The sequence below is a fragment of the Rhizobium sp. X9 genome (genome assembly GCF_018873185.1).
Taxonomy (GTDB): domain Bacteria; phylum Pseudomonadota; class Alphaproteobacteria; order Rhizobiales; family Rhizobiaceae; genus Agrobacterium; species Agrobacterium oryzihabitans.
In genome coordinates, this window is record NZ_CP071312.1 from 1,477,073 (window position 1) to 1,491,130 (window position 14,058).

Consider the following 14,058-nt stretch of genomic DNA (forward strand, 5'->3'; position numbering starts at 1 on the left):
TTTGCCCGGAGCTTTGTCCCTCGCGCTTGAACGGCGTGGGCATCACCTCTGGGCACCAGTTTTGGGCATCAGGTCGCCAATGATGCCAAAACACTATCCGGAACGACTGGAAAAACAATGAATTAAGGGCTTTTAGGGAGAATTGGCTGGGGAACCTGGATTCGAACCAAGATTAACGGAGTCAGAGTCCGTCGTTCTACCATTGAACTATTCCCCAAAAGCCCGAAGCGCGTTGCCGCGTTCGCTTTGGTGGGTCGTCATATAGATGATTTATTGCGCCGCGCAAGTCGAAAAAATCGAAAAATGCGTTTTCACCCGCTCTTTTGTGTTGCGTCTGTTGATTACAGCCGCGCACGGGTGGAGCGCGGGGTGGAGAGCAGAATGCTTGTCTCGCTGCCGGTGATGCCGGGCACGAGGCGGATGCGGCGCAGCACCGCGTCGAAATCGCTGAGCGTCGCGGCGTTGAGTTCCACGATCAGATCCCAGCGCCCATTGGTGGTGTGGATCTCGGATATTTCCGGGAAGCCGCCAAGCGTGCGGATGACGCGGTCCGTCACATGGCCTTCAATCTCGATCATCATGATGCCGCGGATTGCTGCCTCCACGGCATCGGCGCGCAGAATGACGGTGTAACCGATGATGGTGCCGTCATTTTCCATTTTTTCGATATGCGACCGCACCGTCGCGCGCGAAGTCTCCGTCTCGATCGCCAGATCGGAAATGCTGCGTCTGCCATTGTGGCGCAAAAGGGTCACGAGCCGTTCGTCGAGAATATCCATACATAGCCATTCTGAGAAATAGATTTTATCAAATTGATAGCCTTTTTCGATAAGATTGCCAATATTTGATGTTCATTCCGCCATGTCTCTGTGGTCTATTGAGGTTCGATTGAAAAGCGAGGGTTCAAATGGATATCAGGCTGATCGGTGCGCCGTTGCAAATCGGTGCCGGGCAACTGGGATGTGAGATGGGGCCGAGTGCCTATCGCATCGCCGGTCTCACACGCGCTCTCGAAGATCTGGGCCATCGCGTGGTCGATACCGGCAATGTGACGCCAGCGCCGCTCAAGGAATTTTCCCACCCCAATCCAGCGGTGCATCACCTCGCTGAGACTGTGGCCTGGACCGAGGCGCTGACGGACGCGGCCTATCGCGAGAGCGCTTCGGCCGTGCCGATCTTTCTTGGTGGCGACCATGCGATTTCGGCCGGAACGGTTGCCGGCATGGCGCGTCGGGTGGCCGAAACCGGCCGCCCGCTTTTCGTGCTCTGGCTCGATGCCCATACCGATTATCACACGCTGGAAACGACGCGCAGCGGCAATCTGCATGGTACGCCGGTCGCCTATTTCAGCGGCCGCGACGGGTTTGCGGGTTATTTCCCGCCTTTGTCCCATGCGGTTCCCGAAGAAAATATCGGCATGATCGGTATCCGCAGCGTTGATCCGGCCGAGAGGGCCGCGCTGGAAAAAAGCGGCATCACCGTTCACGATATGCGATCCATAGACGAACATGGCGTGGCCGTGCTGTTGCGCGCATTCCTGGCGAAGGTGCAGGCGGCAAACGGCCTGCTGCATGTCAGTCTCGATGTCGATTTCCTTGAGCCTTCGATTGCCCCTGCGGTCGGCACCACGGTTCCGGGGGGCGCGACATTCCGTGAGGCGCATCTGGTGATGGAAATGCTGCATGATAGCGGGCTGGTGTGCAGTCTTGATCTGGTGGAGCTCAATCCGTTCCTCGACGAGCGCGGCAGGACCGCAACCCTGATGGTCGATCTCGCGGCCAGCCTCATGGGCAAGCGGGTCATGGACCGCCCCACGCGGGCCGGCTGAAAGGGATGATCCGATGACGGCAATACCGAACCTCAATATCGTGCCTTTCGTCAGCGTCGATCATATGATGAAACTCGTGCTTCGGGTGGGGATAGATACGTTCCTGCGTGAGCTCGCGGATGTGGTGGAGGAAGATTTCCGCCGCTGGGAAAGCTTCGACAAGACGCCACGTATCGCCTCGCATTCCAAGGAGGGCGTCATCGAGTTGATGCCCACCAGTGACGGGACGCTTTACGGCTTCAAATATGTCAACGGCCATCCAAAAAACATGAAGGAAGGCCGCCAGACGGTGACGGCATTCGGCGTGCTTTCCGATGTCGGCAACGGTTATCCGCTGCTTCTGACCGAAATGACGATCCTGACGGCGCTGCGCACCGCCGCCACCTCCGCCGTCGCTGCAAAACATCTCGCCCGTAAAAATGCCCGCTCGATGGCCATTATCGGCAATGGTGCGCAGAGCGAGTTTCAGGCGCGCGCCTTCAAGGCCATTCTTGGCATCGATACGGTGCGGCTTTTCGATATCGACTGCTCCGCCAGTGAAAAATGCGCCCGCAATCTTGCCGGGCGGGGCTTCACCATCGAGATTTGCGATAGCGCGCAAAGCGCGGTGGAAGGTGCCGATATCATCACCACCGTCACGGCCGACAAGCAATATGCAACGATCCTCACCGACAACATGGTTGGTCCCGGCATTCACATCAATGCCGTCGGCGGCGATTGTCCCGGCAAGACGGAATTACACCGGGATATTCTGCTGCGATCGGATATTTTCGTCGAATACCCGCCGCAGACGCGCATCGAAGGCGAAATCCAGCAATTGCCGGCGGACTATCCCGTTACCGAGCTTTGGCAGGTCATGACCGGGGAAAAACAGGGGCGGGTAAGCGACAGGCAGATCACGCTCTTCGACAGCGTCGGTTTTGCGACCGAGGATTTTTCGGCGCTGCGTTATGTGCGCTCGAAACTGGCAGCGACCGGGCTTTATACCGAGCTTGACTTGCTGGCCGATCCGGACGAGCCGCGCGACCTGTTCGGAATGCTGCTGCGTTGCGAGGCGGCTCTCGTCTAAGGGGGTGTCCGGCGCGGACGACGTTAGTCCGCCTGCCGGCGTTCCTTCCGGCCGACCACATGTTCGCGCCAGATGGTGAAGAGACCGGCGGCAATCACGATCGCTGCGCCCAGAACCATATTCGACGTCACGACCTCGCCATAGACGGTGACGCCGATGATGGAGACAAGCACCAGCTGGTAATAGGAAAAGGGCTGTACCGAGGCCGCATCCGCCAGTTCGAATGCCTTGATCAGGCAATAATGGCCGCTCATGCCGGTAATGCAGAGCGCCAGCATCCATCCCCAATCCTGCGGTGCGATGCTTACCCAGTAAAACGGGCCGACCAGCGTCAGTGCTGCCGCACCGGCCACGCCGGTATAAAAAAAGCTCGTCATCGCTGAGTCGCTCTTGCTGCCGAGGCGGGTCAGGACGCTATAAAGCGCAAGCATGAAGACGGCAACAAAGGTGATCAGCAGGCTGTTGTCGAAACCCTCGCCATCCGGCTTCAGGATAACGAGAACGCCGATGAAGCCGACAAAAATGGCGCACCAGCGCCGCCAGCCCACATGTTCTCCCAGCAATGGCACGGAAAGAGCCGCAACGATCAGCGGGGCGGAGGCGAGGATGGAATGGCTGTGCGCCAGCCCGACTACGGCAAAGGTGAAGATGGAAAAAACGATCTGAACGGCAAGCAGGACGCCGCGGCTTATTTGCAGCCACGGACGGTTGGCCATGACGGCGCCACGGATGCCGCCAGAAGATCTTGCAGCCATCAGCAGAACGAAGACGGCGAAGGCCCAATACCGCAGCATGGCGACGAAGACGGGCGGATAGAAGGTGCCCAGGTGTTTCGATATGCCATCCTGCGCCGCAAAGATCGTGAAGGCGACAAGCGCATAAAGATAACCGGTCTTGTGAGATGGCATAAGAAACCGTCGGGATGTTGCCGGCGAAATCGGCGTGAATGAGGTGATAGCCGCCATATGTTACGGCCGCATCTTGTCAGACAACCTTATTTTCCGAATGGCTGCTATGCAAGTGCGGAGGCTGCCTTTTTGATAGGCAGATTTCTGAAGCGTGTTTTTGCGTGGTGTGCTCTCCTTCCTCATCCCTGTGCTTGTCACAGGGATCCAGCCAGCCCAAGCCCTTGGGCTGAAAGGACTCTTCTCGCCGCGCAGACGCGCGTCGGCTGGATTCCTGTGACAAGCACAGGAATGAAGGTGGTGGGGGCGCTGACCTATGGTGAAATCTGAAAGGTGCGACGCGCTTGAGGTCGACTTGAAGCCTAGACGATGTGGGCCTGTTGCCGGGGTGCCTTGGGACAAAAGCGCGGCTGTCCGCCGTTAACAATTGCGCGGCGGACAGAGGGTTCAGCAAGACGCCAAAGCGTCTCGGTTCTGACTTCAGCCGATCGTCACGGCCGTCTTCGAAGTCGCGGATTTCAGCGCGGCGTCAGCCAGTTTCAATGCGATCAAGCCATCCTTGATGGAGGGGGCCGGTGTGACATTGTTTTCGATGCTATCGATGAAAGCGGTGATTTCCGCAGCATAGGCTGCCGTATAACGCGTCATGAAGAAATCATGCAGCGGCGGACGGGTGTAGCCTTCGGCATTGGCGATTTCGATGGAGACAGGCCGCTGGTTTTCGGCCGCTGCCGAACCGAGCGAACCATGCACTTCGATACGCTGGTCGTAACCATAGGTCGCGCGCCGCGAATTCGAGATGATCGCCTGCCTGCCGCTCTTCGTCGTCAGGATGATGCTGGCGCTGTCGAAATCGCCAAGCGCGCCGATTTCCGGGTTGACCAGAACGGAGCCTGTCGCAAACACGCTTTCCACTTCTTCACCGAGCAGGAAACGGGCCATGTCGAAATCATGAATTGTCATGTCACGGAAAATGCCGCCGGAAACCTTGATATATTCGGCAGGCGGCGGGCCGGGATCGCGGCTGGTAATGGTCACCATTTCAACCTTGCCGATGCGGCCATCCTCTATTGCCTTGTGCACGGCCTGGAAATGCGGATCGAAACGCCGGTTGAAACCGAGCATCACCTTCGCGCCGGTTTCTTCAACCACCTTGGCACAGGCTTCCGCGCGGGCAACATCCAGATCAACGGGCTTTTCGCAGAAGATGGCCTTGCCGGCGCGGGCGAAGCGCTCGATCAGATCGGCATGGGTGTTTGTCGGCGTGCAGATGATGACGGCATCGATCGTCTTGTCGGCCAGAACCTCGTCGATCGTGCTGACCTTGCACTGCGCTTCGCGGGCGATTGCTTCCGCAGCACCGGCCATGGCGTCCACGACGGCAACCAGCTTCGCGCGGCTGTCGGTGGTAATCGCCTTGGCGTGGACCTTGCCGATCCGTCCAGCGCCGAGCAGTGCCAATTTCGTAACCATCTTTCCTCCGGTTCCTCACACCCGCCTTCCACTCCCAGAAAGGCAGAATATGAACGCAAACAATGTTTCGATATGGAATATATGTTCTATTTTGCTAGATCGACATCGGAGGCGTGTCAAGCGTTTTGACGATGGTCGAGACGACCGGAATCATTCCGCGACGGGCCACTCGCCACGGTGGTCTGTCGCGGTGAAAAAACAAAACGCGAGGCGTTGAAGGCGGTGGGGCAATCAGTCGGTGGTAGACGCCGTAACCGTATTTTGGGGAAGCGCATAAACCTCGACCGGGGTTTCGAGGCCGCGCAGCAGCCATGGCCCCAGATTTTCCAGCTTGTCCCGATATCCGGCCATACGGACGAAGTCCTCGGAAAAAAGCACGCTGCGGCCGGTTTCCTTCGTCAGGGTTTCAAGCCGCGAGGCGATGTTCACGGCGGGGCCGATGACGGTGAAATCGAGACGGGTTTTGGAACCGATATTGCCGTACATGACATCGCCGACATGGACGCCGATGCCGTAGCCCAGAGGATCGTGGCCCTTCTGGCAATTGATTTCGTTAAGCGCGACGAGGCTTTTCTGGGCGCTGGCAATGGCTTTCAGCAGGTTTTCACAGGCCTGCGGATCGCTGAGCGGAAAAACCGCCAGCAGCCCGTCGCCCATGAATTTCAGGATTTCCCCGCCGAACTCCTCGATCGGATCGCACATGGCGTCGAAATAGCCGTTCAGAAGTTCGATGACGTCGTCGCGCGGCCAGAGGTCGGAAATATGGGTAAAGTTGCGCAGGTCGCAGATCAGGATCGCCGCGCCCACCGTCATGCCGCTGCCCCGCGTCGTTGCGCCATTGAGGATTTTTTCGCCCGCATGGGGACCCACATAGGTCTCCAGCAGCGTGCGAGTCATGCGGTTCTTCAGGCGTATTTCGCTCACCAGCGCAAGCGCCGGCAGCAGGTTTTTCAAGGCGAGGATTTCCGCTTCCGTAAAGCCGCCCGCCCGGTCGCTGGAAAATGTCGCGACATGGCGCTTGCCGAACGTATGTTCGATGGGCCACGCCAGATAATCCGTCAACCCGTCGGCCCGCAACTCCTCATAGATCGTGTAGCCGGTTTCATCGTCTCCCTCATCATCCAGGCGGAGGCGAATCTCTGTGGCCCCCTGATGGATGTCATTGATGGGGCTGTTCAGATATTCCGGCGTACTTTCCGAGCCATAGCCATAGGTGGCGATGTCGGCGGACGACATGCCGGCTTTCCACAAAATCCGTGCGCCAAGCCATTGCGGATGACGGATGCGGAAAGCGAGCACGCCGCGGGCGACGGAAACGCCGCTTGCCCGCAACCTGCTGCAAAGCTCGACGAAAATCTCGTCGATAAAACGCTCATCCTTCGTGCCGGTGATGAGCCAGTCGAGAATTTCCGTTTTCTCCGCCGGCCACAATTCATCCAAAGCTGAAGAAACCCGTTCTTCGGTGTCGAGATTAAATGTCATGGCAGGATTCCGGAGGTTGTTGCTGCTCTCGTGCGGGCGGGCCAGATGCGGAGCATGGCCCGTGCGGACAACATGTGGTGCCGGGTAACGGAAATGTTAAGAGAGCGGTCCGGAAAATGTTCGCAACGGCTGCCAATGCTCAGCCGCGCGCGCCGCCCGGATGTTTGTGTGAACATCGTCCCCGGCGGCGCTGAAAGTTGCTGTGATCGTTCTGAACGATCAGATTACGGTTTCTACGGGAATATGCAGGGCGGCGGCAACACGCCTGATGCGGAGCGGATCGCTGTCCGTGCCGTCTTCCAGGGCGCGAATTTCGCTGGTTGTCAGGCCGCAGGTTATTGCAAGCTGCTCGACGGTATAACCGGCGAGATTGCGAGCGGTCAGAACCTTTCTGGCAAAAGGAGCATCTGTTTCTTGATCTGAATCGGGTTGTGAGACTGAAATTGTCATTTGCATCTCCCTCATGATGGACACTTTAATGCGGGCGGCAGAAAAAAGTTGCCGGACCGAATGCGACCGCGTTGCCGGAGAATAAGTTGGTGCTGCAACGCAGCGAGGAACATAGACGCTTCGTCCACCTACGCAATAGTTAAATTTTGTTAAGATTCGTGATCGCCGCATTCCCGAGGCATTTTTCAGTTATGAAAAGGGGCGGATAAAACGTGTGTTTGCCGTGTCACGCAGGCCTTTAAGGGTGGCTGGCTTACAGCATGCCCCAGGCGCGGAAACGGCCACGGCCCGTAACCTCCCGCAGTTCCAGCTGATTGGCGAGCCCGATTGCGCCCTGTGGCGTGGTGCCGAGTTCCTTGACGATCATCGCCGCCGAGACCACCGGCCGGGAAACCACAAGCTCCACCAGTTCGGGCAGACGCGAGGAAGATCGCCGGCCGGCCAGCTTGCGCATCATGCGCTCGCGCGCATGGGTCAGCCTGTCATGTTCCTTCATGCTGGCGAATGCTGCTTCATAAAAGCTGTCGAGAAGGGCGAGGAGGCGCTGCGTCTGGTTTCTGGCGTGCCGCCGCTCGCGTGGAACGGCGCGAAGGCCGGTGCTGAGCGCCGGCAGATGATCGGGAGAGACAGCTCCGTCGCGCAGAAAAGCCGCCGCCAGCAGCCTGCCCAGCCATGGACTGCGCTGCAGGACCTCGATCATGTTCCAGGCATCCAGCAGGATTGCGGTGCGCAGGATCGTCGGCAATTCCTCCGTCTGGCTGTGGACCTGCCGCCATTCCTTCAGCCTTTCCTCCTCATCCCAGTCGGGATCGTTGACCATCGGATGGGCCTCTTCCCGATGTGCCGCAGGCGCAAGCGTCGTGCCGGCGGTGATGGCGTTCAGCGTTGCGGCGCTTCGCGCCAGCAACGCATCCAGCTCAGAAAAAGCCCCGTCCAGCGGCGTCTCTCCATCCGTTTCCGCCTCTTCGCTATTGGATTGAGCGACCGCTTTACTCGCAAATGCCGTCTCGTCGGCGGCAATTGCCATCTTGCCGCGCAGGCGGGAAAGACCCTGCGCAGTGAAGGCCCAGCCGGTCGCATTGGAAAAGATCAATCGCCTCGAGCGCAGGATGCGGTGCGCCGCCGTCATCTCGTGGGTTGGCGCCCGCACGTCCATATGGGCGTCATGCAGGACCAGATCTTCCATATGGACGAGTTCGCCATCCACCCACATGGATGAAATGGCATCGGTAAAATCCTGTCTTTCGATGAAGCCCTGTTTCATCGGCGAGCGGCTGATCCGCTCGTCCAGCCGCGCCAGTGCTTCGCCCGCGCGGGCGGCGGGTATGAGAAGCTTTTCGATCTGGACGTCGGATATATCGTAAATCATTGATATTTTTTAGTTTGAGCAAAGGCGGGTGACAAGATCGATAACAGGTGTCTGGTTTTGCTGTCGCGGCATCGGTTTTAAAACATGCCGTACTTCACAGTACCCGAACACCAAAAATCGCGATAATATCCACCCCTATCGGCATTACGCCCGTCATATTGCGATGCGGCATAAGCTTGCGCATTGCAATATGACGGGTATATACCCCCACCGAGAGCGACAAATTATCACACCTTCCTTTCGCCCTTCCATCTCCCAGACGAAGATGAATTGGAGTTAAACCGTGAATATTATGGCAAATGGTCCTGCCACGGCACCGGACCAGAAAACCCGTTTGAAATCCATTATCGGCGGATCTGCGGGCAACCTCGTTGAATGGTACGACTGGTACGTCTATTCGGCCTTCACCCTTTATTTCGCGCCGGTGTTTTTCCCTTCCGGAAACCAGACTGCCGAATTGTTGAGCGCAGCCGCCGTTTTTGCCGTCGGATTTCTGATGCGGCCCATTGGGGCCTGGTTCATGGGAACCTATGCCGACCGCAAGGGCCGAAAGGCCGGCCTGACACTGTCGGTCACGCTGATGTGTCTCGGCTCGCTGCTGATTGCCATCACCCCCGGCCATGACGCGATCGGCATCGCAGCCCCTGCCATTCTGGTTTTCGCCCGCCTTCTGCAGGGCATCAGCGTCGGCGGCGAATATGGCGCGAGCGCGACTTACCTCAGTGAAATGGCCGGCAAGAACCGCCGAGGCTTCTTCTCCAGCTTTCAGTATGTGACGCTGATTTCCGGTCAGCTTCTGGCGCTGGCGGTGCTTCTGGTGCTGCAGCGGGTTTTGACTCCGGAACAGCTCAGCGCCTGGGGCTGGCGCATCCCCTTCTTCATCGGTGGCCTTCTTGCGATTGCGGTGTTTTATATCCGTCGTGGTCTTGTCGAGACGCAGTCCTTCGAAAATGCCAAGGCGGGTGAGGCGGACAAGCCGAAATCCAGCGGATGGGCGCTGTTCAAGCACTATCCGAGGGAAGCGATGATGGTCATGGCGCTGACATCAGGCGGCACGCTCGCCTTTTACGCCTACACGACCTATCTGCAGAAATTCCTCGTCAATACGTCCGGCTTCAGCAAGGAAAGTGCGACCGAAATCACCACGGCAGCCCTCTTCGTCTTCATGCTGTGCCAGCCGATCGCCGGTGCGCTCTCCGATAAGGTCGGTCGCAAGCCGCTGATGGTGGGCTTCGGCATTCTCGGCACGCTGTTCACCTATCTGATCTTCAGCACGTTGGCGACGACGACCGATCCGATCATGGCTTTCGCTCTCGTTCTGGTCGGCCTGTTGATCGTCACCGGCTACACCTCCATCAATGCCGTGGTGAAGGCGGAAATGTTCCCCGCCCATATCCGCGCGCTCGGTGTGGCTTTACCTTATGCGCTGGCGAACACCATATTCGGAGGAACGGCGGAATTCGTGGCGCTGAAGTTCAAGCAGATCGGCCACGAAAACTGGTTCTTCTGGTATGTGACGATCATGATAGCGCTGTCGCTGGTGGTTTATGTGAAGATGCGCGATACGCGCGATCACAGCCATATCCACGAGGATTGAGCCCTCCAATCCAGACGAAACAAAGCCCCGCCACCCTGGCGGGGCTTTTTGTTTTCAGCGCATTCAGGCGGCTTCGACCGGAAGAACGATGCGGGCTTCGAACCCGTCCTGTCTGCCCGGTGCCGGAGAGGAGAGCACCAGCTCTCCGCCCGTTTGCTCCACCAGGCTCTTGACGATGGCAAGGCCAAGCCCGGTGCCATCCGCTTTGGTCGGGCCTCGGGCAAAACGTGTCGTCAGTTTCGGCAGGAGCGCCCTGTCGATTGCCGGTCCGGAATTGATGACGCGGATTGTCCCGTCCTCTTCGGCGAATATCTGTACCGAGCTTCCCGCCGGGCTGTGGATCAGGGCGTTTTCCAGAAGGTTGCGGATGATGATGCCGAAGCCATCCGCGCCGATCTTGCAATTCATGCCGCCTTCGCAGCGATTGGTGAAGCGGATGCGGGATGTGCCGATCGCCGTCCTGCTCATGTCGTCGATGACGAGTTCGAGCACGGGGATAAGATCGCTTGTGGTATCGGTCACGCCGATCCTTGCTTCGGCACGTGACATCTGAAGCAGTTTTTCAGCAAGATGGCCGAGGTGCTGCAGGGATTTTTCGATATTTTCCACGCGCGGGGCAAGTTCCGGTGGAATATCGGCACGCAGCCGCTGCGCCTGCGCCAGCGCCCCGGCAATGGGGGTGCGCAATTCATGGGCGCTGTTGGCGGTAAATTCCCGCTCCGCCTCGATTGCCGATCGCAGCCGTCCGAGAAGGAGATTGACCGAACGGGCGATGGGATGGAGTTCGGCCGGAAAGGGCTGTGTTTCCAGCGGTGCAAGATTGCCGCCGTCCTTTCTGCCGATCTCGTCGCGAAGGGTCTGTATGGGCTGCAGGGTTCTGCGCACGACGACGATGACGGCGAAGATGCTGGCGGGGATGAGGATGAGGACGGGCAGCAAAAGCGCGCTCCCGGCTTCTTCTATCGCCTCGCGCCGGTTGGCAAAGGCATCGGCGACCTGAAGGAAATATTCCCCGTCCGGTGTCGCCACCGTATAGATGCGCTGCGTGGCCGTTTCGGAAAAGCCGGGTTCGAGCGAGACCTCGAAAGGCTCCGTCGAACTGTCATGCGAATGCAGCACGACCTGTCCCTCCCGGTCGCGCACCTGATAGGTGAGATATTCGGCACCTTCCGCCGAGGGGTTGAGCTTTCGCGAGGCGGGGGCCGTGTTGTTTTCCCTGAGGTCGTCGGCCAGAAGCGGCAGCAGCCTTTCGGCCGTTTCCTGCACGCCTGCATCGAAAATTTCGGCGAACTCGTCCTGCATCACCATGACGCCCAGCCCGCAGGCGAGAAGCCAGGATATGGCAACGACGCTGGTCAGCGCCGTCACGAGCTTGCGGGTCATGCTGGTCGGTCTGGCCATCTATGCCTACTTGTAATTCTGTCTATCTGCCATTCTGTCTATCTGATCGTGTAGCCGACACCGCGCACGGTCTCGACGCGGTCATGACCGATTTTCTTGCGCAGCCGGCTGATATAGACCTCGACCGTGTTGCTTTCTATTTCGGCGCCGAATTCGTAAAGCGTGTCATGCAGCTGCGCTTTCGAGACGACGGCGCCGGGGTACTCGACCAGTTTTTCGAGAACCGCCCATTCCCGGGCGCTGAGCGTCTGCGCCGTTCCATCGACGGTGATATTGCGCGCCACCTGGTTGATTTCGATACCGGGCAGGCGGATGACCGGGGCCGAGCGGCCTTCGTAACGCCGCGAGACCGCCAGCATGCGCGCCGAAAGCTCGTTGAGATCGAAGGGCTTGACCAGATAGTCGTCGGCGCCGGCATTCAGTCCGGCAATCCGGTCAGACACCTGGTCGTGCGCCGTCAGAATGATCACCGGCGTAGCATCGTCGCGGTTGCGCAGGCCCTGCAACAGGGTGATGCCCTCGCCGTCGGGTAGGCGCATGTCGAGCAGGATCAGGCCATAGGCCATGGTCCGCGTCGCTGCCGTGGCGTCGCCCAGCGTCTTGAACCAGTCGACAGCGTGTCCCGCCGCCGCCACATGGTCTCTCAGCGCCTCTCCCAGAACATGATCGTCTTCAACAAGCAGAACCCGCAAGACAGCTCCTTTATCGCGTCGTCCTGCGTATCGCTTTCACGGGATATGCGTCAAGCACTGTCTGTTCAGCTGCTCTGACGCTGCGTGCAGCCACCGAACACGTCCAGCGAGGGATCGTAAACGGAGGTGGAGACGTTCATCATGCCGAGGATGCTGTGGAAATAATTGTCGTGGGAGCGTCCGCCCTTGGCCGCGCTTTTCGCCAGGCAGGCTTTGTCCAGCCCCATGGATTTGGCGAAATCGTCGTCGAACCAGACCAGGAAAGGCACATGGGTCTGCTGGTCCGGCGCCAGGAGATAGGGCGCGCCGTGCAGATAGACGCCGTTTTCGCCGAGCGACTCGCCGTGGTCCGACGCATAGATCATGCCGGTTGCGAGCTTGTCGGAGCGTGCCTTCAGCTTGTCGATCACAGTCGACAGGAAATGGTCGGTATAGAGAAGCGTGTTGTCGTAGGAGTTGACGATTTCGGCGTCGGTGCAGTTGCCAAGTTCCGCCGTCCGGCAGTCGGGGGTGAATTTCCGGAATTCGTCGGTGTAGCGAAGATAATAGGTCGGCCCGTGGCTGCCCATCTGGTGCAGCACGATGACGCTGTCCTTCGTAACGTTGTTGAGCCAGGCATCGAGCTTGTCGAAGAAGATGTCGTCGCGGCATTCTCCGCCGGTGCAGAAGCGGCTATCATTGGTGGAGGGCAGGTCGAAATAGGGAATGCGGTCGGCGACATTCTTGCTGCCGGTATTGTTGTCCAGCCATGTCGCACCGATGCCGGCATGGACGAGAACATCCATGACGTTTTCGTTGGCGAGCGCCTTGCTATGGCTGTATTCCGAACGCGGGAACTTCGAGAACATGCAGGGAATGGACATTGCCGTTGCGGTGCCGCAGCTGGTGGTATTCGGGAAATAGATCACGTCGCGTTTGGCAAGTTCCGGATTGGTATCGCGGCCATAACCGTTGAGCGCAAAGTTTGCGGCACGCGCGGTCTCGCCCGCCACGATGACGGTGATGCGCGGCTTGTGGACGCCGCCTGCTGCTGGAAGAACCTTCGCATCCTTGCCTATGGGGCTGACCTGTATGTCCGCTTCTTTTCCGGCCTGCGTGAAATAATGAACGGTGGACATGATCGGCGACAGGGGATTGACGCTTTTGACGATGTCCTTGTGCTGGCGGATGGCGGTGGTGAAGGTCTTGGAATTCGCAAAGCTGATGATGCCGACGATGGTGAGGCAGATCAGGATGCTGATGGTGTTCCACAGAAGCTTTTCGAGGATCGGACGATGCCTGACGCGGACAGCGACGATGACGAGCGACGGTACCAGCCCGTAGATGGCGAGATGCCAGAAAAGGCCAGGTGTCATCAGATTGCCCGCTTCCGCCGGCGTCGTTTCCATGGCGTTGCGGATCATGTCGCTGTCGATGACGATGCCGTAGCGGTCAATGAACCAGGAGGACGCTGCCGCCGCAAAGACAAGGAAGATCAGGAAAGGCTTGATGAGGTATTTGGCGGAAAAAATCGTGATGAGGGCGCCAAAGAGTGCGGCCATCGCAACATAAAGCGAGACGATGGCGACAGGATAGGCGGAAAGATAGGTGTGAACCTTCGACCACAAGGTCTGGTTGGTGAAAAACAGCAGATAGGCAGCCGTCAGCAGGCTGAGCGGCACGCTGCCGATTTCCGGACGATAAGTTTCAGTTCCTGTCGCTTTCGCGGTAAAAAGAGCCACTGTCAGTTCCACCAGATCCATATGTGCCGGTGGGAGCGAGGAACATGCGGGAACACCCGTATTCCAGCTGC

At 58.7% G+C, this 14,058-nt stretch carries 12 protein-coding genes and 1 tRNA gene; 3 read left to right on the forward strand and 10 right to left on the reverse strand.

The genetic code is table 11. The features are described 5' to 3' along the window. Positions 1 to 143: 143 nt before the first annotated feature. Positions 144 to 217, reverse strand: a tRNA-Gln gene (locus JZY08_RS21690). 124 nt (positions 218 to 341) lie between these two features. Further along, positions 342 to 779, reverse strand: coding sequence for an Lrp/AsnC family transcriptional regulator (locus JZY08_RS21695; protein ID WP_137039372.1), 438 nt, complete (start codon positions 777 to 779; stop codon positions 342 to 344). Between the two features lie 128 nt (positions 780 to 907). On the opposite strand from JZY08_RS21695, the gene rocF reads away from it, so the two are divergent. Together rocF and JZY08_RS21705 are read left to right on the forward strand one after the other, a co-directional pair. Beyond that, entirely contained in the window at positions 908 to 1,828 is a 921-nt protein-coding gene (gene rocF, locus JZY08_RS21700) for an arginase (protein ID WP_216331670.1), read from the forward strand. Positions 1,829 to 1,841: 13 nt separating this feature from the next. Next, positions 1,842 to 2,897 carry an ornithine cyclodeaminase gene (locus JZY08_RS21705; RefSeq protein ID WP_216331671.1) on the forward strand — a complete coding sequence of 352 codons (1,056 nt, stop codon included), beginning with the start codon at positions 1,842 to 1,844 and terminating at the stop codon, positions 2,895 to 2,897. 23 nt (positions 2,898 to 2,920) lie between these two features. Here the strand turns inward: JZY08_RS21705 and JZY08_RS21710 are convergent, their stop codons facing one another. The 5 genes from JZY08_RS21710 to JZY08_RS21730 all read right to left on the reverse strand — a co-directional run bounded on the left by JZY08_RS21710 (position 2,921) and on the right by JZY08_RS21730 (position 8,576). Continuing rightward, a complete protein-coding gene (locus JZY08_RS21710; RefSeq protein ID WP_137039375.1) occupies positions 2,921 to 3,805 on the reverse strand; it encodes a DMT family transporter in 885 nt (294 codons plus the stop codon). Between the two features lie 477 nt (positions 3,806 to 4,282). Next, the gene (iolG, locus tag JZY08_RS21715) at positions 4,283 to 5,275 is read right to left on the reverse strand and encodes an inositol 2-dehydrogenase (RefSeq protein ID WP_216331672.1); all 993 of its coding nucleotides are present in this window, start codon (positions 5,273 to 5,275) and stop codon (positions 4,283 to 4,285) included. A 231-nt stretch (positions 5,276 to 5,506) separates the two neighbouring features. Beyond that, positions 5,507 to 6,757, reverse strand: coding sequence for an adenylate/guanylate cyclase domain-containing protein (locus tag JZY08_RS21720; RefSeq protein WP_216331673.1), 1,251 nt, complete (start codon positions 6,755 to 6,757; stop codon positions 5,507 to 5,509). 219 nt (positions 6,758 to 6,976) lie between these two features. Continuing rightward, on the reverse strand, positions 6,977 to 7,207 hold the full coding sequence (locus JZY08_RS27800) for a helix-turn-helix domain-containing protein (RefSeq protein WP_035223798.1): 231 nt from the start codon (positions 7,205 to 7,207) through the stop codon (positions 6,977 to 6,979). Positions 7,208 to 7,460: 253 nt separating this feature from the next. After that, positions 7,461 to 8,576 (reverse strand): RHE_PE00001 family protein, encoded by a 1,116-nt coding sequence (locus JZY08_RS21730; protein WP_216331675.1) that lies wholly within the window; start codon positions 8,574 to 8,576, stop codon positions 7,461 to 7,463. A gap of 292 nt (positions 8,577 to 8,868) precedes the next feature. Here JZY08_RS21730 and JZY08_RS21735 point away from each other — a divergent pair, with 292 nt between their 5' ends. Then, positions 8,869 to 10,173 carry an MFS transporter gene (locus tag JZY08_RS21735; protein WP_003498264.1) on the forward strand — a complete coding sequence of 435 codons (1,305 nt, stop codon included), beginning with the start codon at positions 8,869 to 8,871 and terminating at the stop codon, positions 10,171 to 10,173. A 63-nt stretch (positions 10,174 to 10,236) separates the two neighbouring features. Here the strand turns inward: JZY08_RS21735 and JZY08_RS21740 are convergent, their stop codons facing one another. The 3 genes from JZY08_RS21740 to JZY08_RS21750 form a co-directional block, all read right to left on the reverse strand. Further along, a complete protein-coding gene (locus tag JZY08_RS21740) occupies positions 10,237 to 11,574 on the reverse strand; it encodes a HAMP domain-containing sensor histidine kinase (RefSeq protein WP_216331676.1) in 1,338 nt (445 codons plus the stop codon). Positions 11,575 to 11,612: 38 nt separating this feature from the next. Continuing rightward, positions 11,613 to 12,266, reverse strand: a complete 654-nt coding sequence (locus JZY08_RS21745; protein ID WP_216331677.1) for a response regulator transcription factor — start codon at positions 12,264 to 12,266, stop codon at positions 11,613 to 11,615. A 65-nt stretch (positions 12,267 to 12,331) separates the two neighbouring features. Further along, entirely contained in the window at positions 12,332 to 13,999 is a 1,668-nt protein-coding gene (locus JZY08_RS21750) for a phosphoethanolamine transferase (protein ID WP_216331678.1), read from the reverse strand. Between the last annotated feature and the right edge of the window lie 59 nt (positions 14,000 to 14,058).